This is a genomic window from Staphylococcus sp. HMSC062H10 (genome assembly GCF_001836945.1).
GTDB classification, from domain to species: Bacteria; Bacillota; Bacilli; order Staphylococcales; family Staphylococcaceae; genus Staphylococcus; species Staphylococcus aureus.
The window spans coordinates 1-21,798 of sequence record NZ_KV831002.1 but is presented as its reverse complement, the minus strand read 5'-3'; the positions used below and the strand labels follow the sequence as shown (position 1 = coordinate 21,798).

General features: G+C 32.2%; 20 protein-coding genes and 6 tRNA genes. 2 read left to right on the top strand and 24 right to left on the bottom strand.

Annotation, left to right across the window (positions count from 1 at the left end; genetic code table 11):
• Positions 1-84 precede the first annotated feature (84 nt).
• The 9 genes from yhaM to HMPREF2658_RS12955 all read right to left on the bottom strand — a co-directional run bounded on the left by yhaM (position 85) and on the right by HMPREF2658_RS12955 (position 10,374).
• Entirely contained in the window at positions 85-1,026 is a 942-nt protein-coding gene (gene yhaM / locus HMPREF2658_RS12995; RefSeq protein WP_001244175.1) for a 3'-5' exoribonuclease YhaM, read from the bottom strand.
• Positions 1,023-3,959, bottom strand: a complete 2,937-nt coding sequence (locus tag HMPREF2658_RS12990; RefSeq protein WP_070854455.1) for an ATP-binding protein — start codon at positions 3,957-3,959, stop codon at positions 1,023-1,025. Before HMPREF2658_RS12990 ends, yhaM begins: the two co-directional genes overlap by 4 nt.
• Complete coding sequence (locus tag HMPREF2658_RS12985; protein ID WP_000238227.1) at positions 3,949-5,145, bottom strand: metallophosphoesterase family protein; 1,197 nt, start codon at positions 5,143-5,145, stop codon at positions 3,949-3,951. The genes HMPREF2658_RS12990 and HMPREF2658_RS12985 overlap by 11 nt, the downstream gene beginning before the upstream one ends.
• 311 nt (positions 5,146-5,456) lie before the next feature.
• Positions 5,457-5,540: a hypothetical protein gene (locus tag HMPREF2658_RS12980; RefSeq protein WP_031785438.1), complete on the bottom strand. Its 84-nt coding sequence runs from the start codon at positions 5,538-5,540 to the stop codon at positions 5,457-5,459.
• A gap of 538 nt (positions 5,541-6,078) precedes the next feature.
• Positions 6,079-6,423: a YlbF/YmcA family competence regulator gene (locus HMPREF2658_RS12975; protein WP_000290301.1), complete on the bottom strand. Its 345-nt coding sequence runs from the start codon at positions 6,421-6,423 to the stop codon at positions 6,079-6,081.
• Positions 6,424-6,491: 68 nt separating this feature from the next.
• Positions 6,492-7,616: a DUF445 domain-containing protein gene (locus tag HMPREF2658_RS12970; RefSeq protein ID WP_000992508.1), complete on the bottom strand. Its 1,125-nt coding sequence runs from the start codon at positions 7,614-7,616 to the stop codon at positions 6,492-6,494.
• A 178-nt stretch (positions 7,617-7,794) separates the two neighbouring features.
• The gene (locus tag HMPREF2658_RS12965) at positions 7,795-8,259 is read right to left on the bottom strand and encodes an XRE family transcriptional regulator XdrA (RefSeq protein ID WP_000375864.1); all 465 of its coding nucleotides are present in this window, start codon (positions 8,257-8,259) and stop codon (positions 7,795-7,797) included.
• Between the two features lie 357 nt (positions 8,260-8,616).
• Positions 8,617-9,240 (bottom strand): response regulator transcription factor, encoded by a 624-nt coding sequence (locus tag HMPREF2658_RS12960; RefSeq protein WP_001045134.1) that lies wholly within the window; start codon positions 9,238-9,240, stop codon positions 8,617-8,619.
• 21 nt (positions 9,241-9,261) lie between these two features.
• Positions 9,262-10,374 (bottom strand): GAF domain-containing sensor histidine kinase, encoded by a 1,113-nt coding sequence (locus tag HMPREF2658_RS12955; protein WP_000437967.1) that lies wholly within the window; start codon positions 10,372-10,374, stop codon positions 9,262-9,264.
• 162 nt (positions 10,375-10,536) lie between these two features.
• On the opposite strand from HMPREF2658_RS12955, the gene HMPREF2658_RS12950 reads away from it, so the two are divergent.
• Positions 10,537-11,358: an RluA family pseudouridine synthase gene (locus HMPREF2658_RS12950; RefSeq protein WP_000669377.1), complete on the top strand. Its 822-nt coding sequence runs from the start codon at positions 10,537-10,539 to the stop codon at positions 11,356-11,358.
• Positions 11,359-11,814: 456 nt separating this feature from the next.
• Here the strand turns inward: HMPREF2658_RS12950 and fumC are convergent, their stop codons facing one another.
• A complete protein-coding gene (gene fumC / locus HMPREF2658_RS12945; RefSeq protein WP_000116239.1) occupies positions 11,815-13,200 on the bottom strand; it encodes a class II fumarate hydratase in 1,386 nt (461 codons plus the stop codon).
• A 195-nt stretch (positions 13,201-13,395) separates the two neighbouring features.
• On the bottom strand, positions 13,396-13,791 hold the full coding sequence (locus HMPREF2658_RS12940; RefSeq protein WP_000901019.1) for a hypothetical protein: 396 nt from the start codon (positions 13,789-13,791) through the stop codon (positions 13,396-13,398).
• A 360-nt stretch (positions 13,792-14,151) separates the two neighbouring features.
• Here HMPREF2658_RS12940 and HMPREF2658_RS14745 point away from each other — a divergent pair, with 360 nt between their 5' ends.
• Positions 14,152-14,322 (top strand): hypothetical protein, encoded by a 171-nt coding sequence (locus tag HMPREF2658_RS14745; protein ID WP_153170596.1) that lies wholly within the window; start codon positions 14,152-14,154, stop codon positions 14,320-14,322.
• Between the two features lie 183 nt (positions 14,323-14,505).
• Here HMPREF2658_RS14745 and HMPREF2658_RS12935 read toward each other — a convergent pair whose 3' ends face one another.
• The 13 genes from HMPREF2658_RS12935 to HMPREF2658_RS12880 all read right to left on the bottom strand — a co-directional run bounded on the left by HMPREF2658_RS12935 (position 14,506) and on the right by HMPREF2658_RS12880 (position 21,749).
• On the bottom strand, positions 14,506-14,658 hold the full coding sequence (locus HMPREF2658_RS12935) for an SAS053 family DNA gyrase inhibitor (RefSeq protein ID WP_000031109.1): 153 nt from the start codon (positions 14,656-14,658) through the stop codon (positions 14,506-14,508).
• Positions 14,659-14,682: 24 nt separating this feature from the next.
• A complete protein-coding gene (locus tag HMPREF2658_RS12930; RefSeq protein WP_001251224.1) occupies positions 14,683-15,282 on the bottom strand; it encodes a 6-phosphogluconolactonase in 600 nt (199 codons plus the stop codon).
• A gap of 158 nt (positions 15,283-15,440) precedes the next feature.
• A complete protein-coding gene (trmL, locus tag HMPREF2658_RS12925) occupies positions 15,441-15,911 on the bottom strand; it encodes a tRNA (uridine(34)/cytosine(34)/5-carboxymethylaminomethyluridine(34)-2'-O)-methyltransferase TrmL (protein ID WP_000181394.1) in 471 nt (156 codons plus the stop codon).
• Between the two features lie 4 nt (positions 15,912-15,915).
• Positions 15,916-17,043, bottom strand: coding sequence for a tRNA epoxyqueuosine(34) reductase QueG (gene queG / locus HMPREF2658_RS12920; protein ID WP_000379990.1), 1,128 nt, complete (start codon positions 17,041-17,043; stop codon positions 15,916-15,918).
• Positions 17,044-17,193: 150 nt separating this feature from the next.
• Entirely contained in the window at positions 17,194-17,916 is a 723-nt protein-coding gene (locus tag HMPREF2658_RS12915; RefSeq protein WP_000590809.1) for an amino acid ABC transporter ATP-binding protein, read from the bottom strand.
• Positions 17,909-19,366 carry an ABC transporter substrate-binding protein/permease gene (locus tag HMPREF2658_RS12910; RefSeq protein WP_000649916.1) on the bottom strand — a complete coding sequence of 486 codons (1,458 nt, stop codon included), beginning with the start codon at positions 19,364-19,366 and terminating at the stop codon, positions 17,909-17,911. The genes HMPREF2658_RS12915 and HMPREF2658_RS12910 overlap by 8 nt, the downstream gene beginning before the upstream one ends.
• Positions 19,367-19,624: 258 nt before the next feature.
• Positions 19,625-20,686 carry a PTS sugar transporter subunit IIC gene (locus HMPREF2658_RS12905; protein WP_000063547.1) on the bottom strand — a complete coding sequence of 354 codons (1,062 nt, stop codon included), beginning with the start codon at positions 20,684-20,686 and terminating at the stop codon, positions 19,625-19,627.
• 548 nt (positions 20,687-21,234) lie between these two features.
• Positions 21,235-21,318: transfer RNA gene (locus HMPREF2658_RS12900), tRNA-Leu, on the bottom strand.
• A 38-nt stretch (positions 21,319-21,356) separates the two neighbouring features.
• Positions 21,357-21,431, bottom strand: a tRNA-Gly gene (locus HMPREF2658_RS14740).
• A 7-nt stretch (positions 21,432-21,438) separates the two neighbouring features.
• Positions 21,439-21,512 (bottom strand) — tRNA-Cys (locus tag HMPREF2658_RS12895).
• 5 nt (positions 21,513-21,517) lie between these two features.
• A tRNA-Gln gene (locus HMPREF2658_RS12890) sits at positions 21,518-21,589 on the bottom strand.
• An 11-nt stretch (positions 21,590-21,600) separates the two neighbouring features.
• Positions 21,601-21,673, bottom strand: a tRNA-His gene (locus HMPREF2658_RS12885).
• A gap of 2 nt (positions 21,674-21,675) precedes the next feature.
• Positions 21,676-21,749, bottom strand: a tRNA-Trp gene (locus tag HMPREF2658_RS12880).
• Positions 21,750-21,798: the final 49 nt, after the last annotated feature.

Sequence of the window (21,798 nt, the reverse complement as noted above, 5' to 3'; positions counted from 1 at the left end):
ACGACCGCTCGGTTTTTTCGCATTAAAAATCGGACAGATGAGCTCATGTTTCAGTATACTCATCTGTCCGATATCTTTTAATTCTTAATCGAGTGATTCAGGATTGTAGAATCTACGATTTTCAAGACCAAATATTTTATCTGTAAACTGACCCTTGTCAGTTTTTTTATAAGCCTTTTCAAACATATTCATTCTAGCATCGATATTATCGATATAGCATAAAATTTCTGCTTCTTTTAAGTATGGCAGTTTTGGCGAACCATACTCTAACTTACCATGATGAGATAAAATCATATGTCTTAACAACATGATTTCTTCTCCTTCAATGTTCAATTCACGAGCTGCTTCAACTACTTCATCACTCGCAATCGAGATGTGTCCTAATAAGTTACCTTCGACTGTATACGACGTCGCAACAGGACCACTCAATTCTCTAACTTTACCAATATCATGCAAAATAATACCACTATATAGCAAACTTTTGTTTAACAATGGATAAATGTCACAAATTGATTTTGCAATACGTAACATCGTTAATACATGATAGCTTAAGCCACTCGCAAAGTTATGATGATGAGAACTAGCAGCTGGATATGTGTAAAATCGTTCTTGATATTTTTTCAATAAATGACGTGTGATACGTTGTAAATTAGCATTTTCAATATCTAGCAAATAATGAGAAATCTCTTCTTGTATTTCTGCCGGTGATAAAGGTGCACCATCTACAAATTGTTCTGTTTTTAATTGATCTTCAGTTGTCGCTAGTCTAATTTGGTTGACTTTCATCTGTTTATTTCCGCGATAGTTTATGATGTCACCTTTAACATGTACAATTTCTTCAGGCTTGATTGTTGCCATATCATTTTTTGTAGCCGTCCAAAATTTCGCTTCAATTTCACCACTTTTATCTTGCAAATGTAATGTCATATAATCTTTACCTTGTGCTGTTACACCCTGTGTAGCTTTATGCACTAAGAAAAAGTGATCAACTGAATCTCCGGGATTTAGATTCTCTATATTTCTCATCGTTTCCCGCCTTCCTCTATTTTGTTTAATGTAATCACTTCTTTTGATGGAACAATATTATCTTTTACACATGTAAAGTATAGTACTTGATAGTGTTCTGATAATGATCGTAAATAATTCAACATTTTTTCAGTACGTTTTTTATCAAAATGAACAAATGCATCATCAACAATTAATGGGAACGGATAATATGGTCGTAGTACCTTAATTAAACTGATACGTAAAGCTACATAAAGTAATTCTTTTGTAGATTGACTTAGTTCAACAGGATCATATAATTGACCATTAACATGTTTAACCGTAATTGATTCTTCATTATAGTTAATCATCGTATATCTGCCATCTGTTAAATGCTTCAATATTTCTACTGCTTCATTAATAACTTGAGGCAAACGTTTATCTTTAATTTGTTTAATGTGTTCATCAACTAAACTTTGTAAATAACTTAAACTTGCCCAATCTTTAGCGATATCATTAAGTTGATTTTTAAGACTGTGATATTCATGTCTTAAATTAGCAAGCGTTGCATCAGTTTCCATGTGATTGATTTGTGCACTTAAATCACTGACTTGTGCTTGCATTTCAAGATATTGCTCATTATATTCGTCAACTTGAGTAGCCAATAAATGATCTTCTTCTTCAAGTTGTGCTGTTGTTTTTTCACTTAAACTAGAACTTAATTCATAAGAATAGTTTTGGTTCTCAAGATATTTAGTTAAATCATTAAAACGACTCAAATTACTAGTGTATGTTTGGTAATCTTCATGATGTTGGTAAAAATCTTCTTCAGTACCAACATTGATAAAATCGAATAATCCTGCTATTTCTTTATTATTTTCGTCTAATTGTGCTTTTAGATGGTTCAATTCATTTGTAACAAGTTTGGTATTTTCAGCATTAATACGCCATTTTTCATTCGTGTCTTCAGCTGATTTCAACCATTGTTGCACATCGTGGAATAAAGATAATTTGTTGAAATAAACAAATTGTGATTTTGTAACAGCTTCAGCATGATTGTAGAATGTATCTAATTCTTGAACCAATTGCTGGCGTTGTTGATTTAAATCACTGATATGTTGATCTAATGCTTTAATATTCGCCATTGTAGAAATACTATCAACAATTAAATCATTTGAAATTTTAGATGATAAGTATAATTCATCCTTAACGTTTTCAACTGTCGATTGCAATTCATCATGACGCCCTTTTGCATCATTTAAACGACCTTCAATATACTGACGTTTCTCTTCTAAAATATCTTTATTGTTCAAAGCTTGTTGCCAGTGATCACGAATGCGATATTGCTCATCAAGATCAAAATCTAAGTCATAGTTTTCATCTAAAATGGCTAGTTGTGCTTTAATTTCTTCGATTTCATCTGTGATGGCCTCGCTATAATCTACTTCTTTTGATTTAGACATGATGATACCGATAACAAATACTAAAGTTAATACTGCGAAAATAATACCAAACAACATGTTGTTTGAAATAAATGAGAAAGCAGTTAAACCAATACCTACTAATGTTAAAAGAATAAACGTTGTTCGTAACAATTTTTGACGTTTTTGTTTTTCTTGTTGCTCAATTTCGAAACGTTCTTTCAATTTGCTATACAAGTTCTCTTTTTCGTTTAATTCAATGACTTGTTGTGAGTATTCTTTTTTCTTTTCAAAAGTCTCTTCAGGAACTATTTTTTCTTCAACAGAATCTAGTTCGCTATGAACCGCATTATCTTCGATTTTATTTTCTTCTAAACTACGTTCTAATTGCTTAATGTATGCCGCTTGTTCTTGCTTATTCTTGATTTGCTCACTGACATAACTTTTCATTGCCTCAGAGCTATCTACGTCATGATGCGTTTCAGACCAACCAATATTTGCTTGCAATTCATCTTTATCACGTTGTTTATTCGCAATATCCTTTTCGATTGCAGTAAGTTCAAATTCTTTATTTTTAATTTCATTTTCTTGTTGATTCAAACTAATGAAGGCGTCAATATCAGATTGTTTAACTGGCTCTAATTGAGTCGCTTCTTCTTTAAGTTGGGCTAAACGCTCATTTCTTAAACCAATATCTCTTTCTAACGATTGCTTATGCGCTCGTGCTTTTTCGTAACGATCCACACCTTTTTCTGGGAATGTGATTGGCTCAATATTTAACTGTTGTTCTAGAGACTTCCATTCTTGTGAATGATCATGTAATGCAACCTCTTTTTGTTTTTCTTCATGCATTTTTGATAATTGATTTAAATTATGCTTTAAATTCTCTAATCGACGTGATGATTTATCTCGATCATCTACTAAGCGATGATATGTTTCTAGTTTAGCTTCTTCTTCACGAATTTGACTTTCTAGTTGTTTTAATTGCTCAATTTGTTGATTAATGATCGGATTTTTACCTGATTTTTTATATAATTCATCTTTTTTACGATTAATCACTTCGCGCATTGACGTGAATTCAGTTGATCCTAAAGCCCCTGCTTGTAATAAATAATCTTGCAATTGTTTTTCATTTAGATTTCTATGGATGTCTTGAAGCCCTAGTACATCAAATGAAAAGATACCTTGATATGTCTTTTTAGAAATATAATTAAGTTTCTTTTGTAACCAAGCATCATCACGCACAGCACCATTAGGTAAATAAACTTTCACATCACCTTGTGCACTGCCCTTAATTCGTTCAACTTCAATTTCTAAGCCATCATCAAGAATAAGTACTAATTTACCACCGTATTGGTTACCTAGACGTGGTTCTAGTCTTGGCTCTTTAGACTTTTTAGTTGGAAAACCAAATAATATCGAATGGATGAATGCTTGAATCGTCGATTTACCCGCTTCATTTTCACCAAAAATTTCAGTGAAGTTTTTATTAAATTCAATTTTACGTTGAACAAATTGACCATAACCATAAATTTCAAGTGATTTAATTATCATTTTGTTCACCTCTCATTTCAGCTTTTAATATTTCTTCAGCACGATTAACTAATGCTGTATGGTCGAATGTTCCATAATCGTCTAGGAACTTAGATGCCCTTGGATTTAAATATAAGTCTGACATCGCTTTATCAAAAACAGTTTGATCGACTAATAATTCCGCTGAAAATTCATTAACTAAAGGTGACTCATCATTTTGTGCATATTGTATTTTTAACTCATCAATATATACAAATTGATTTTCGTTTTCTTCATAATCTGTAATCATTTCTTCAACTTGTAATAAATCTTGAGGTGAAATTAATGTCTCACTATTAATAACAAGCGTTAAACGATAAAAGGCTTTTCCTTCTTCTCTCACTTGTTCTTTAAAGTTTTGAATGACCTCGTATAAACCTTGCTTAGATGTCTTATCCGTTTCAATAGTTGCTTCTTCAAATCTAATATACTGTGTAGGATAAAATTTAGTTTTTAATTTTAAGTGGTCACCCTCGATTAATAAGCAACCTTTTTCACCTTGCTCATTAAAATGTCTACCTTGAATATTACCTGAATAGTTAATTACAGGCATATCACTTAATTGTTGACGTTCATGTATATGACCTAAAGCCCAATAATGATACAATTTACTGTTTAAATCTTCTAAAATGAACTCGGTATATCTTTCGTTAACTGAAGACTTACTATACGTACCATGCAAGACACCAATATGTATGCCTTTTTGGCCTTGACTTGACGGATATTCATCAATCTTGTTCTCATAACTTGCTCTATTTTCATAACTAAATCCGTGAATATAAATTGTTTCACCAGATTTAGTAATTGCTTCATACGTCTCAACTTTATTTGAAAATACAGAAACATTATCTGGCCAGTTTGATGAAATCTTTGAAGATAATGGGTCGTGATTACCATGACAAACATAAACGAATATTTGTTCATTTTGTAAACGTTCAAATTGCTGTTTTAAGAAAATTTCAGCACGTAATGTTCTGTTTTCACTATCAAATAAATCACCCGCGATAATTACAAAATCAACATCTTGTTGTAATGCAATATCTACAATGTTTTTAAAACTTTCATAAGCACTTTTTTGAACATCCTCAAAAATTTTAGGGCTTATATGACTCTTAGATTTGAAAGGACTATCTAAATGTAAATCCGAACAATGAATAAATTTAACCATACATCCATATCTCCTTAATTAAAGGTTCTAACATCAATTTTGCAAAATCCAACTATACAAAGCATTCTAATCACTATATTCATACTTATAGGTGTAGTGATTCATTAGCTGATTTATTAAAACCAGTCGCCATTTTTATTTTTATTTCGTTAAAAAATTATTATCTACACAATAATAAAGTGCTTTAGTCAAATCGTGATGTTTTATTTATTAACAAGTTTATTATTTCTTCATTTTACCATAATACGCTTCATATCGTCGATGAACATATGAAATTGAGACACATTTATAACAGTTTAAAATTTTATTTGTTACGTACGTTGATATTTTTCAAAAATTTCAGTCGGAAATGCAATTTCCGTAGTTGTTAACACCGCAAGTGAACCAACTGCCACATTAAAGATTTACATAATTATTCTACTAGTTCTGCTCGGCAGTAATCACCAATTAGAAGCTAAATGTCAAAACTATCATTGCACTTAATACGCCAAACATTTTCAGGCCGTTCTTAATGAGTCATTAAAAGTGAAACACTTTTCCATCAGTCCGATACATGGCCGAACTAATAATATTATGTTGAAAACTTTACACTCCAAAATGCAAAAAGGAAGTTAGGACATGTTTACTAGCCTAACTTCCGGTACTGAACGCATTTACCCAATTTGACAGAGAGCCTCTAACTTCCGTTATCAAGCTCATCCGTCCGTTTTGGCATAGAGCCAATATTGTTTGATTGCCCAGCTTCCGTCGCCCGTTCTGAGCTAAAGCTAGCCACGTTTACTAACCTAACTTCCGATACTAAACGCATTTGCCCAATTTGGCAGAGAGCCTCTAACTTCCGTTATCAAAACTAAAAAAAACTACCCACAAAGTCTCGGACTCTGTCGGTAGTCTATTCCTCTATTTAAAGGATTGAAAAATATTATTTTAATATTAGTCAGCGTAAATTTCGTCTAATGGTTTAACGATAATTTGGTTGATTTCTTGGAATACTTGACTCATTTTTTGTTCAGCATTCATTAATGCAGAGATGTTTTCATCTTTTTCAATTGCTTGCGCTTGTTCTTGCGCTTTTTGTAAATCTTCTTCAGCAATTTCTTCACCTTGCATTTGTTTTTGTTGGAAGTTAATTTGAGTTTCACGGAACTCGTCGAATAACTTTTTAGATTCTTCGTTAGCTTTTACATTAGCGAATGCTTCTTTGATTGCTTTGTATTCTTCGCTTTCTCTTAAAGCTTGTTCTAATTGATTTGCATAATCATATAAATTTACTGCCATGGTTATAGCACTCCTTTGTTGTGATGTTTATTAAAACGTTCGATATTACTTTACCACATCTCGCTTTTTTAGACAAAGATTGCAACCAAACCTTGGAAAAATCCAATAATACCACCTAAAATGAAACCTAATGACATAATCAACTTTAGTTCTTTGTTAGCAATTTCTATAATTAATTTTTCAATATAATCTAAGTCAAACGTATTAATTTGTTCTTCAATTAATCCTCGTAAATCCACTTTTTTCATAATTGTAGATAAGTGAATCGATAATTGTTCAACGATTAAATTTGCTAATTTGCTAGAGAGTTGACCTTCTAAATAATCAACGAATTGAGGCATTAACGTAACCACTGGCTTATTCGCTTGTTTGCTTGCATTTGTTGTTACATACACTGATAGATTTTCAGCGATTTCATTAAACTGCGACGCATCTAACAGTTCATTCAATGGTTTATCTTTAAAAGTTTGATATTCATTGGTAATTAACGATGTCACAATTGTTCTTGCTTTAGGGTGAGATGTTAAACGTATAAGTTCTTGTTGAATTCGATCTGCAATGCTCTCTTTTGTCATAAACATTTGCAACATACCAATTAACTTACCTTTCTCGTTGAAAAAAGTATCCAACATATCATTAATATCTTGAGTGCCTTTTGCAGATGATAAATAATTTCTTGCACGATCACATAATAAGTCTGTTGCGTTATCTACATGCTGATCTAAAAATGCTACAAGTTGATTTGGCAATAAAGATGCTATTGTTTGGTTTTGATGCTTTGTATAATAATTATTCAATTGTGATGCAATATATTGATTTCCATTAGTTTGTAATACTTGTTCAAAATCAATATCGATTTGAGAAGTAATTTGCTTAATTGACAATTGATCTTTCGTCAACTTTTGTAACTGTTGTTGAATCATAGATTCTATTGCTTGCTGTGATTGCTCGCTTTTTAATTTTTCATTAATTAAAGTTTCTGTAAGCAAATGCTCTTCAATCACTTGGCCAATTTTAGTTGCAATTTCTTCGCGTCTTTTCGGTATTAAACCTGGTGTAAATGGGACTCTAAATTTAAATATATAATATGGTTTAAAGGGATGAAACAGCATTCTAATTGCAATTACATTAGTAATACCACCAATTATCGCCCCTACTACAATCATAAATATGATAATAAATAGTGCATTCATAATTTTGACTCCTTTGTGACAACATAGTTATTCATTATACCACTATTTTTATTTTTTAATTCATTAATCATTTCACTTTCTACCCAATTTATTATTAGTTTACATACAAAAAGCGATGCCTCACCTCTCGAAACAGGTGTGTTACATCGCTTTTATTATTTATTAAAAGTATATAGGCCTAGATATGTACTAATTCTTCTTTAGCATTTCTGTTAAAGTATGTTTCAGCTTCTCTCATTTTAGAAGTACCGAAAATTGGTTGGTTATCTGGATTTAATACACGATAAATATTGCTTACTTTGTTACTTTGTAAAATGTACCCATTACGAGTCTCAATGTTATTCCAATAAATATCACTTGTTGGTGCATGGTTTGGATATGCACAGTGATTTCTAGAAATTGTTTGAACGATTTCTAATGGATCACAGCCAAATGTACTGTTTAATACTTCAGAGTCTCTGAATAATGCACAAATTGAAATACAAGTTGTCCAGTTTGGTAATACTCTCTCTTTTTCGATTTGTACTAAAGTCTTTTTAGAAAGTCCAATTGTTTGCGCCATAGTATCTTGCGTATAACCAGCCTCTATACGAACCATTTTAAATTTTGTTTGAATTAAATCTGTAAAACTCTGTCTATCCATTCTGTTATCTACCTTTCTGTTTGGGGAATTTTATCCGGACACAAGAAATTGCAATAATACACATTTCTTGAAACACAGATTACATCTTAATATATTTTTAATAAAATGAAAAGAGTCAATTTCACATTTGTATTAAATTTTGATCAAGTCAACAAAAGTTAAGTTTACTTTATAATGAAGCAAAAGTAAATGAAGTTAAATTTTATGCATAATCACTAGATTTGATAAAACTTACACTTTTATAATGATATCAAATTTACAAAGAAAACTGTATAATAATTCCTATCGCTGTGAAAAAAATCTAAATAAATCGATTAAAAATTGTCGATTTTTTGACGAAGCTACATCAACGCAACTTTAAATCAACTTATTTTCCATTGCATAAATTGCTGCTTGTGTACGATCGCTAACTTGTAATTTACTAAATATATGACTGACATGTGTTTTAATTGTTTTTTCAGATACAAATAAAGTTTCTGCAATCTCTTTATTTGTTTTACCTTTAACCATTTCACGTAACACTTCAATTTCTCTCTTTGACAACTTATTCGTGTAGTGTGGTTTTTGACTAACTGTTTCGATTACATCTTGTGCTTTTGGATGTATCATTTTTTCGTCGTTCATGACACGCCTAATTGTTTCAATTAATTGCTGAGGCTCAACGTCTTTCATTTCATAACCATCAGCACCTTTATTGATTGCTGATATTACATGTTCATCATCAACGTAACTTGTTAATACTAATACTTTAATTTCCGGATAATGCGCCTTAATATATTCCGTAATTTCAATACCATTCATGCCAGGCATCACTAAATCTAATAGCACAATATCAGGGTGCTCATGCTCTTTTAAATATTCTAAAAATGTTTCTCCATCTGCAAAGTCTTGTAAAACTTCTATGTTTTCAATCGTGGATAATAAAAATCGCAATCCTTGTCGCACAATATAATGGTCATCTACTAATATTACTTTGTTCATGGGTTATCTCCTTAAATCAAGCTATTTTATAGGAATTGTGAATTGTATTTGTGTACCCTTTGTTGGCTGAGAATGAAAGGTCACTTTACCTCTTAATAATTTAACTCTTTGTTTTATGTTATTTATACCGTGTGATGAAGCTATCTGAACATTATCGATCTCAAATCCTTGACCATAATCAATCACGTCAATATATAGTATATCGTTCATTTGTTTTAATGTAAGATCCATTTTATTCGTATCAGCATGTTTCTTAACATTATTAATACACTCTTGTAATGCTCTGTATATGTTTTCTTCGATTTCATTAGATAAATCGATTAAACCTTCTACATTTACATTTAATTGTATATGCATTAATTTACTATATGCTGTCAAAGCATGAATTAAACCTTGCTCAAGTCCAACTGGCTTAAGTTGCCAAATCAATGCACGCATTTCATTAACGGCATTTTGACTCGTTTCTTCAATCGTCTTGAATGCTTGTTTAGCGATGGATTCATTTGACATACCATATGCAGCATGCGCTGTAAGTTTGACGGAAAATAACATTTGATTTACTGAATCATGTAAATCTCTAGCTAAGCGATTACGTTCATTAATTTTTGCTGCTTCTTTTTCACGGTCTGTTAAATAAATACGTTTGATGGCTGACCCTAATTGAAATGCGACAGACTCTAGCAACTCTAAATCTTCATCACTATATATTTCAGTATTTGGTGACGCTACATTTAAAATGCCGAATTGTTCTTGACCCGATTTAAGTGGTACCGTTGCATGATGTGTAATATTGTCATTTTGGCTAGGAAATGCTTTAGAGGCTAAGTTAATACGAGAACAATTGACGATATTCGACGCTTTCATTAGCCTACGTTGATTAAATGCTTTCACACACCAACAAGACCCATCTTTAATGTAGTGACAGTGGTCTGCTGTCAAAGATTGTGGTAAAGCCACATGTGATACAAGTTCATGTTCACCTACGCTATTGATGAAAAATATCCAGCCTGTCGTGAAATTACTGCCCTCAATTAAATATTTTAACGCACCTTGGGTCATGCTATACATTTCAGTTTCTTCGTTTAAAAATTCGGCAATCTCTTTTAATAAAGCTAGTCGCGTCCTTTGTTCCATCAAATCGCTCCAATTCATTTTTACGTGTATTAACTATTATACATTGAGTTATTATATTTTTAAATCTTAGACGTGAACATGATAAAATGGCCTTGATTACTTAATAGTTATATTTCGGAGAACTGATTTGTGATATGATATTAAAGACTATAGGAGGATTTTATGAAATTTAAAATACCAGAAAACTTTAATGACTTAAGTTTACGAGATATTTTCCAACAACTTAAGGTACCTAAAAAAGATTTACATCATTTAAATATGTCTAAAGATATTACTATTAATGATAAACCTGCGCGATTAATGGATAAAGTGCATACTGGCGACGATGTATTTGTTCCAACCATCGATGAAAAAAGTAATTATGTTCCAAGTTATCGTTATGCACAAATTAAATACGAAGACGATGATATGGCAATTGTAATGAAACCTAAAGGTGTTAAGACCCACCCTAATGATTTAAAAGAAAGCAATACTTTAATGAATCATGTGATTTACACTATTGATAGTGACTATGTCGAACCAATTCATCGACTGGACCAGGAAACAGTAGGATTATTAATTGTTGCTAAAAATCCTTTAATGAAAAAAATTCTTGATCGCATGTTAGAAGACAATGATATTACGCGGATATACAAAGCAAATGTTAAGGCACTTTTACCTTTAAAACCACAAACGATTGATATGCCAATTGGTAAAGATAAATTCCATTCGAATAAACGACGTGTGTCTCCTACTGGACAGCGTGCAATTACACACATTTTAACTTCAAAAATGATAAAAGAAACTGTGTGTCAACTTGAAATCAAGTTGGATACTGGACGTACTCATCAAATTCGTGTGCATTTAGCTGAAATTGGTCATCCAGTTATTGGTGATCCTTTATACGGTGATTCAACGTTAAGACAATTAGAACTTGAAAGTTACAAAATAGAGTTTGTGCATCCCTTGACTAAGGAAGTCATTTCCGTTTCTTTGGATGACTAATTTGTTTAGTTTGGCATGATATTTAAACATGCAATACCGCATTGTAACTAAATCAAGTATCAACTTAAATCGAATAGATGGAAAATTATTAATTTTTTCAGATGTTCGGTTTTTTTATGTTTTTTACGATGCTTAGGATTTTATATTTTGAATGTATTTGGATTTATAGCATCCTTGGATAATGACTTGTAGTCTTTTTCAACTGCGTTACGTGTATCTAAGGACAATACATGACATCATAAGATTTTTATCACATATTGTTTGGTCAATACATGTACAACAATTCATCATATAAAAAATAGGTTCTATAATAACATGGAATCCATGAAAAGTTTTTCCTTTCATGGCTCCATATCAAATCGGACTTATAAGTTCAATTTGACATAGACAAAAAAATAAAGCTTGAACACTACATCTACCTGTAATGCCCAAACTTTATTTTATATTAATATTTAATTAATGAGGATCTACCATATCTTCTGGTTTAATCCATGCTTCAAATTGTTCTTCTGTAACATATCCAGTTTGAATTGCAGATTCTTTTAAAGTTAAACTTTCTTTATGGGCTTTTTTAGCAATTTGAGCAGCTTTTTCATAACCAATATGTGGATTTAATGCAGTAACTAACATTAATGATTGATTTAAATAATTATCAATATTCTCTTCGATTGGTTCAATACCCACTGCACAATTGTTATTAAATGTTTCCATACCGTCAGCTAAAAGGTAAATTGATTGTAGTGTATTATGCATAATAACTGGTTTATAAACATTCAATTCAAAGTTACCTTGTGAACTTGCGAAGCCAACAACTGTATCATTACCCATTACTTGGACTGCAACCATTGTTAACATTTCACATTGTGTAGGATTAACTTTACCAGGCATAATTGATGAACCTGGTTCATTTTCAGGGATAGAAATTTCTGCCAAACCAGCTCGTGGCCCTGAAGCCAACCATCTCACATCATTAGCAATTTTCATTAAGTCTCCTGCTAGCGCCTTCAATGTTCCGTGCAATTGAACAACTTCATCATGCGCTGTAAGTGCATGGAATTTATTTTCAGAAGATACAAATGGATAACCCGTATTTTCAGAAATATACTGTGCCACTTTGTCACCAAATTCAGGATGCGCATTAATACCAGTACCAACAGCCGTACCACCGATGGCAAGATTTAAAATGTGCTTCTTAGATTCAGATAACATTGTTTCGCAACGGTCAAGCATATAACGCCAGCCACTAATCTCTTGTCCTAGTTTGATCGGCGTTGCATCTTGTAAATGTGTACGACCAATTTTAATAATTGAATCAAATTTATCTTCTTTTTCTTTCAAAGTATTTCTTAAAAGTTTTAATGCAGGTTCTAATTTTGTTTCAACCTCTTGATATAATGCAACGTGCATAGCAGTTGGGAATGTATCATTCGAACTTTGTGATTTATTTACATCATCATTTGGGTGGATACTTTCATCACTTTGATGATCTTTTAAATACATATTAGCAACATAACTTACTACTTCGTTCACATTCATATTACTTTGTGTACCGCTTCCTGTTTGCCATACAACTAGTGGGAAGTGTTCATCTAATTCACCTGATAAAATTTGATCACATGCGTATACAATGGCATCTTTCTTTGCCTCGCTTAATTTTCCTAAATCAAAATTAGCTAATGCTGCTGCACGCTTTAGTTGTGCAAAACCATAAACTACTTCGATTGGCATACGCTCTTTACCAACTGGGAAATTGCGTTTACTTCTTTCTGTTTGAGCACCCCAATATTTATCTGCAGGTACTTCTATTTCTCCAAAAGTATCATGTTCAATTCTTACTGACATTCAATTTCTCCCCTTATCACTGTTTATTTAACTGTAGTATATCACTAAACAATTTATTTGAGCAATTTATGATTAAAACGTTTTCATAATTTGAAATAAAAATACACTAATCGCACGTGCTCACCCTTTATTACAGTGATACGGTCATACGATTAGTGTGTTATCTATCATTATTTAGTTATTGTTGAACTAAGTTTAATTACGATACTTTGTTTTAGTAGCTTCAACCGTAGCAATAGCTGTAAGTATATATAATACAGCACTAACAATTGTCGTATATGGATTTAGAGCAACAAGCGTACCTAATACTCCTGTTAAACTCGCATAAAACCCATCAAGTGTATAATACAATATTCCTGTTATTAATAAACAACAAATTACACTTATTACAATACCTGATTGATTACTTTTAATGAATGTTTGCGCATTAACATCATCGATTAATCCTTTTGATAAATTGAGTTGTAATTTTATTACTTTGAAAATAATAGGTAAATATAATGCCCCAATTGCCAATGGAAAAGCTTTAATTGATATTAAACTTATAATAACTGTTGCTATCAATAATTGAATCCAGTATTTTCCTAACATAAATATATAAATCTCCTCTAATTTCATTCTTCAATAGCATATCATAATCTTGGCATATTAAGAAACGCGGTTTAATGATTTCATTAAAAATATTAATGATAGATGACTTCTTTCGATAATGTCTGGGGTAATTAATTATCAATTCCGTTTAAATGGTGTTTTAAAATTTAAAATTGAATTTTTGATATATTACTATGTCTGGTACACAAATCAATGTTCTTTGCTCTACAAAGCTATATTGGAAGTAGTTGACTGCGGGCTCCAACATTGAAGCTTCGGTATGTCAGCTTACTATTTCATGCAAGTTAGCGGGGCCCAACATAGTAAATTTGGATCCTCAATTTCTACAGACGATGCAAGTTGGGGAAACGAGCCCAACATAGTGAAATCGGATTTCCAATTTCTACAGACGATGCAAGTTGGGGAAACGGGCCCAACATAGTGAAATTGGATCCTCAGTTTCTACTGACATTGCAAGTTGGGGGGCCAAACACAGAAGCTGGCGGAAAGTCAGCTTACTATAACGTGTAAGCTGGGGAAACGGCCCAAACACAGAAGCTGGCGGAAAATCAGCTTCTATGAATATAATAAAAAAGCTAGGTAACAAAATGCTACCTAACTTCATATTCAAGATTATCAAACCTATTTGATATAGGTTCTATACTATACATTGTTTACATGATAAATAGCTGAATATTACACAATTATAATACTTTACTGACTCTCTTCTTCAGAATTCTTTTCTTGATCATTTTGATCAGAAATTTGTTCCATTTCTTTACCTAATTCTTTTAAATCTTCAAAATCAGTTACCATACTGTTTTCTTCTTCATGATAATTTAATTTTGGATCTTTGTCTTTAGACATAATCAATACCTCACAGATTTTTAATTAAGCAAAGCGTGACGTAAAGTAAGCTTTAACATCTTCAGGTAAACCTGCAGCCGCTTCTTTATCAAGAATAACATTTACCATTCTATGTGCTTTTAAATCGGCTGGTTCGAAGCTTGTTTTACCATTTTCTTGATATAATTTTTCAACTACATCTCGTTTATTAGCACCAGTCACTACTAAGAAAATTTCTCTTGCTTCCATTAGTCCTTGACGAATACTAACATTTAACTTACCTTGCTCATCGATAGAAACAACTTGTAATGTTAATTTCCCTTTGTTTTCTTTAGTTTTAATCTTATCAGCGATTAATTCGATTGCATCTTTTTCATAAGCAATTGGATAAACTTGACCTGCTGGTACACCTAACGCTTCGAAATATGATTTTTTATCGTCATAATCTAAAATATTTATTTGGCTAAAATCAACAGCATGTTTTTCTACATTTTTCTTTAATTCATCTAGTACTGGCGCTTGATCTGTATCTAAATGAAAACCTGCAATTGTAGTAGGATTATTGTTAAATTGCTTTCTAATAATATCAGCAGCATATTCTGCTACAAGTTGACTATTGTCAAAGACTTTAAAGTTCATTGCCATGATTTCTACACTCCTCTTAGTTTGCATTTTACATAAAAACGGCGATATTAATAATTATTATACCCTAACTTTCAATATATCAAACCATTTAACTTTAACATGCTTATACTCTAAATATAGCACTTAAGCATCATTTTTATAATGAAAATGAGTAAATTTTAATTCAATCCTGGAAAATCTTGTTGACGTAACGCTTCATAAATTAACAACGCAGCAGTATTTGATAAATTTAATGAACGAATATGTTCACTCATAGGAATTCTTAACGCTGTGTCTTGATATTTCTCTTTCACCCAGTCTGGTAATCCTGTCGTTTCTTTTCCAAAAATGAAGTAAAAATCTTTGTCATGATTTGAAAAATCAAAATCACTATAAGTCTTTTTACCAAATTTTGTTAATAAGTAATACTCGCCATTTGTGGCTTCAAAAAATGCTTCAATACTATCATGATACGTAATATTCACAAATTCCCAATAATCTAAACCGGCTCTTTTTAACATTTTATCATCAGTTCTAAATCCAAGAGGTTTAATTAAATGTAAATGTGTGTTTGTACCTGCACACGTACGTGCAATGTTACCAGTATTAGCTGGGATTTCTGGTTGATATAAAACGATATGATTTGTCATATTACTATTCTCTCCTTGTGTCTAATCCTTTTATCATTTCATTCTGAACTGCTGCATCCTCTTGATCATAATTAGCATTGATAAAATCTCTTGCTTCTTCCCCAAGAATTTGACCAATAGCCCAATAAGCAGTTGCTCGAATCATCGGTCTTTCATCTGTTATTGCAACTTTTTTCAATTCTGGAATTGCATCCACTTCATTAAAATGCGCCAATGCTAAAATAGCATTTCGTTGTATCGGCTTTTTACCACGCCAAGCACCTGCAAGGTGACCATATGTTTGTTTGAATTCTTTATTAGACATACGTAGTAAAGGTACTAATCTTGGCTTTAAAATTTCTGGTTCCAAAATGATGTCATCTTGTTCGGTATTAATACCTCTATTTTTCGGGCAAACTTGTTGACACGTATCGCAACCATATAATCTATTCCCAATTTTATAACGATATTGGTCAGGCATATAGCCTTTTGTTTGCGTTAAAAAACTAATGCATTTCTGACTATTTAATTGGCCATTTCCAACTAATGCACTTGTTGGACAACGATCAACACAAATTGTACAATCACCACAGCTATCTAATAATGGATCATCAGGTTCAAAAGGTATACTGACTAACATTTCACCGAGGTATGTCCATGTTCCTAGTTTAGGGTTGATGACAAAGCCATTACGACCAACAAAGCCTAAACCTGCACGTTCTGCTACTGCCCTATCTGATAATACACCCGTATCTACCATAGATTTGATTTCAACATCTGGAACTTTAGATTCAATAAATGCAGCTAACATGTCTAATCGTTTACGCATAATTGTATGATAATCTTGACCCCAGGATGCTCTAGCAAATAAGCCTCTGCGATCACCTCTAACACTCTTAGGTGCACCTTTCAGTTTGTTAGGATAACCAACTGCAATTGCTATGATTGATCTTGCTGTTGGTAAGGATAATTTAGGCTCCGTCCGTAAAGTAATATCAGATTCTTCAAATCCTGAGGCATAACCATTTGCATGATAAGCTTCAAGCTTTTGCTTCAATTCATCAAAGGGATCGGCAGTAGTAAATCCAATACTGTCGATACCAATTGTATATGCATAGTCTATGATATCTTGCTTTAACTGCTTGGTATCCAATCGTATGCCCCCCATAAAATAATACTATGTTATTTTAACACAACCATTATTCATATTGAGGTTTCATTTCACATAATTTTAATAATAAAAAGCTTGAATATATGATATAACTTTGTGGTGCGCATCATATATTCAAGCTTCGTTAGGTTGTTATAATACTCTTGCTAAGAAATTTTGTGTTCTTTCATGTTGCGGTTGTTCAAATATTTCGACTGGTGTGCCTGACTCTACGACAACGCCATCTGCCATAAATATGACTTTGTCACTTACATCTTTGGCAAATCCCATTTCATGTGTCACAACCACCATGGTCATACCTTCTTTGGCTAGGTCTTTCATTACTTTTAATACATCACCAACTACCTCAGGATCTAATGCTGAAGTTGGTTCATCGAATAAAATAACATCTGGATGCATTGCTAAAGCTCTTGCAATTGCTACCCTTTGTTTTTGACCACCTGATAATTGATTCGGATATACATCTGCTTTTTCTTTTAATCCCACTTTATCTAATAACGACAATGCTTCCTTATGTAATTCATCGTTATTATCTTTCTTTAATAATTTAGGAGCTAAAATAATATTATCGACAACTTTTTTATGTGGAAATAGGTTGAAGTTTTGAAATACCATACCCATTTTTTGACGTAGTTTATCTACTTGTGTCCCTTTTTCCGTTAAGTCATTGCCTTCAAAAATCACTTGACCTTTAGTGGGTACTTCTAATAAATTCATACATCTTAACAATGTACTTTTACCACTACCAGATGGACCTATTATTGCTACTACTTCCCCTTGATTGATTTCAAGATTGATATCTTTTAAAACTTCATTATCTCCAAAAACTTTATTAAGATTGTTTATTTTAATCACTGGCATTCAATCTCCCTTCAATCATGTTCATAATGCGTGTAAGTACAAATGTTAAGACAAAGTATAATGCTGCTGCCACTAGTAATGGTGTGAATGGGTCAAATGAAATACCTTGAACCACTTGTGCATTAAACATAATTTCGCCAACACCAATTGTTGACACAATAGATGATTCTTTAATTAAAGTGACAAATTCATTACCTAAAGCTGGTAAAATGTTTTTAATTGCTTGTGGCATAATTACACTTTTCATCGTTTGTCTATAATTCAAACCTAGACTACGTGCGGCTTCCATTTGGCCTTTATCAACAGCATTTATACCTGCACGAATAATTTCAGCAATATAAGCTGAAGAATTAATAACTAATGCAATTGTTCCACAAACAAGAGCTGAAATATCTAGTCCTAATGCAGCAGTTATACCAAAGAATACGATAAATACTTGAACTAACATTGGTGTTCCTCTTAATATTTCGATATAGATAGAGGCAATCCATGAAATAATTTTTATTTTACTTAATTTCATTAACGCAACGAATGCACCTAAAATAGAACCTAATGCAACACCGATAAGTGAAATTAATATTGTAATCTTAATTCCTTTCAAGAAAAAACTACCATATTTAGAAATAAAACCACTGTCATCATTCATCGCATTTGCAGCATTAGTCATATATTTATCGATTAATCCTTTATCTTTAACCTCTTTAATCGTTTTATTAATTTGTGACAATAATTTTGGCGAATCTTTTGGCACTGCTATCACTGTATCTTTTTCTTCTTCATTAAATTTCACATTGGAAATTCCTAATTTAGGATTTTGTTTTAAATATGCTTCTGCTACAGGTTTTTCAACAACAGCACCTTCAACCTTTCCACTTTTCAGAGCTAATATAACGTCTGGTAAACGGCTTAATGAAGTAATAGATGCATTTTCAATTTCGGTTTGAGCGATTTTTTCTTGTTCAGTTCCCTTTTGTGCCCCTACTTTTTTATTATTAAAGTCTTTGATATCTTTATATTCACTAACTTTATCTTTCTTTACAAGCATGATATTTTTAGTCATCATATATGAATCTGAAAAATCAACTTGCTTCTTACGTTCAGGCGTTGAAGTCATACCGGAAATAATAATATCAATTTTTCCAGTTTTAAGAGCTCCTAACAAACTATCAAATGACATATTGACGATTTTTAATTTTAAATTATTATCTTTCGCAATTTTTTTAGCTAAATCAATATCTACACCTGCATACTCAGTCTTACCATTAACTGTATGCTCAAATTCCATTGGTGCATAATCTGCAGAAAGACCCACTCTAAGTTCACCGCGTTCTTTAATCTTCTCCCATGTTTGATTTTGTTCAGCATGTGCTGTGGGATTGATATACACCATAGCACTGCTAATTAACAACCCTAATACTAATATAAACCTAATTAAACACTTCATTTATACAGCCCTCCCTAATTAATATTCATAATTATACATATTAATACATTTTGATGCAATAGTGTTTTATAAATGTATTTTTATCAATATAAAGAAAAGCTTCTTTTTAAAAGACTTTATTTAAAAAATCGCCTAATATACGCGAACAATTCTTACATTTTAAAATCAATCAAAAAAAGCGCTACTATCAATATCTTATTGACAGTAACGCCTATATTTATCATATATTAAAACTTATTCTTGTCATCAAGCTATAAATTATTGTTTTGGAACTTCAAATTTATAAATATCATTAGAATATATAGGAATAAATTTTTTACACAATTCATGAACAATAAACGCCGATACAAATGGTATGACAAAATAACCAAGCGCTAATAAAATAATATTCATTGTTGGATCACCTGACATTCGGTTAAATGCATTTATTGGGCCAACTAATCCTGTATATCCAAATCCAGCAGACAATGGTGTTCCTTTAACCTGAAGAACGTAAGCAATGATTCCAGTAATTATTCCATTTATAGTCAATGGTATCGAAATAATTAAATTTTTCAAGTAAACTGGGATCATCATTTTTGCAGCTCCTATGAGTAAAACTGCATTTACACCAATAGAATTGACACGCAATGAGCCAAATAAGAAAGTAACACAGGCAGCCACTATACCTAGGTTTGCTGCTCCACTTCCTAGCCCGTTTAAACTAATCGCAGTTGCAATCGCTACTAACGATATTGGTGTTACCATTAATAATGAAAATGCCACACTAATAAGTATAGACATTAACAACGGATTTAAGTCTGTAAAAGAATGAATTACATTTCCAATTGCTTGAGTAATTTTTCGAATGTAAGGTAATGTGATTAGACCGATACCCCCACTAACGATAGGTACTAAAACTGGTAATATAATTAATTCAAAAGATCCAAGTTTGTTTTGTAATACCATATATATAAGACATGCAATAATAACAACCAAACTTGTATTTATAATGTCACCTATACCTTTTAACATAAAACTGTTATTGCTATATACAACAGCACCTGAACCAATCATAGCTGATGTACCTACTATAGCAGCACCTGCGCCATTAAATTTAAATTGATGAGCAGCTAAAACCCCAATAATAAATGCCATAAATGATTGAATTAGTATCACTAACTGATACGTTAATTCTAAAATTTCATTACCACTTTTAAATATTTTTAATATTTCACCTAATAAAGCATTCGGAACAAGTGCAATAACAACACCAGCACCAATAGAATTTAAAATCTTACTGAAAAACTGTTTATTATCAGCATTCTTTGCGTTACTCATAAACGACCTCCAATTTGAACATTAAACTCATCATATTATAGAAAATTAACTTTAACAATGTTTAGTTGGCTAATTTAATTTAAATATAATAATCCACAAAAGGAATAAAGTAAATTTGAACAATCTACTCACTAATCATTGTCAAGTTAATTTTAAAATACTACTAATTACATCCTGTGACTAAAAATGTAATAAATTGTAAATATTAAAATAGCCATATTACTATTAAGATAGATAAATTGAAACGACTTGCTATAAAGCACAATAAAATAGCACTTTTACAAATATTTTATTAGAAAAGTTAAAACAAATACATAACCCCAGATAATATAGTCATTATCATTAATGTAATATGCAAAAAAAGAAGTTAAACAATGTATAGTTGCTTAACTTCCTATATTAAACTCATCAGTCCAATTTGACATAGAGCCTATTAAAGCGTGTGCCATTTGAGTGCCACTTTATTTGTATTGTATAGAGAGAAATAAAAAGAAACCTTGCTTTACAAGGTTTCTAGTACGTTATGTTATGTAAATAACAGTTAATTATACCGGTGGTCGGGGTCGAACCGACACTCCACAAGTGGAACGGGATTTTGAGTCCCGCGCGTCTGCCAATTCCGCCACACCGGCTTAATGGTAAACAAAAAACTTCCCTTTGGAAGCAATTATGGAGCGGAAGATAGGATTTACACCTATACCTCGTTCCGGGAAGGAACGTGTTCTAAAAGTTGAACTACTCCCGCATAAACCTGGAGGCGGCAACCGGATTTGAACCGGTGATAAAGGTTTTGCAGACCTCTGCCTTACCACTTGGCTATGCCGCCAATAACTGGGCTAGCTGGATTCGAACCAACGAGTGACGGAGTCAAAGTCCGTTGCCTTACCGCTTGGCTATAGCCCATTAATAATAAGGGCGGCTGAAGGGGATCGAACCCTCGAATGTCGGAACCACAATCCGATGTGTTAACCACTTCACCACAGCCGCCATGGCAGGGGCAGTAGGAATCGAACCCACACCAAAGGTTTTGGAGACCTCTATTCTACCGTTGAACTATGCCCCTATTAAAAATAATAAATGGAGGGGGGCAGATTCGAACTGCCGAACCCGAA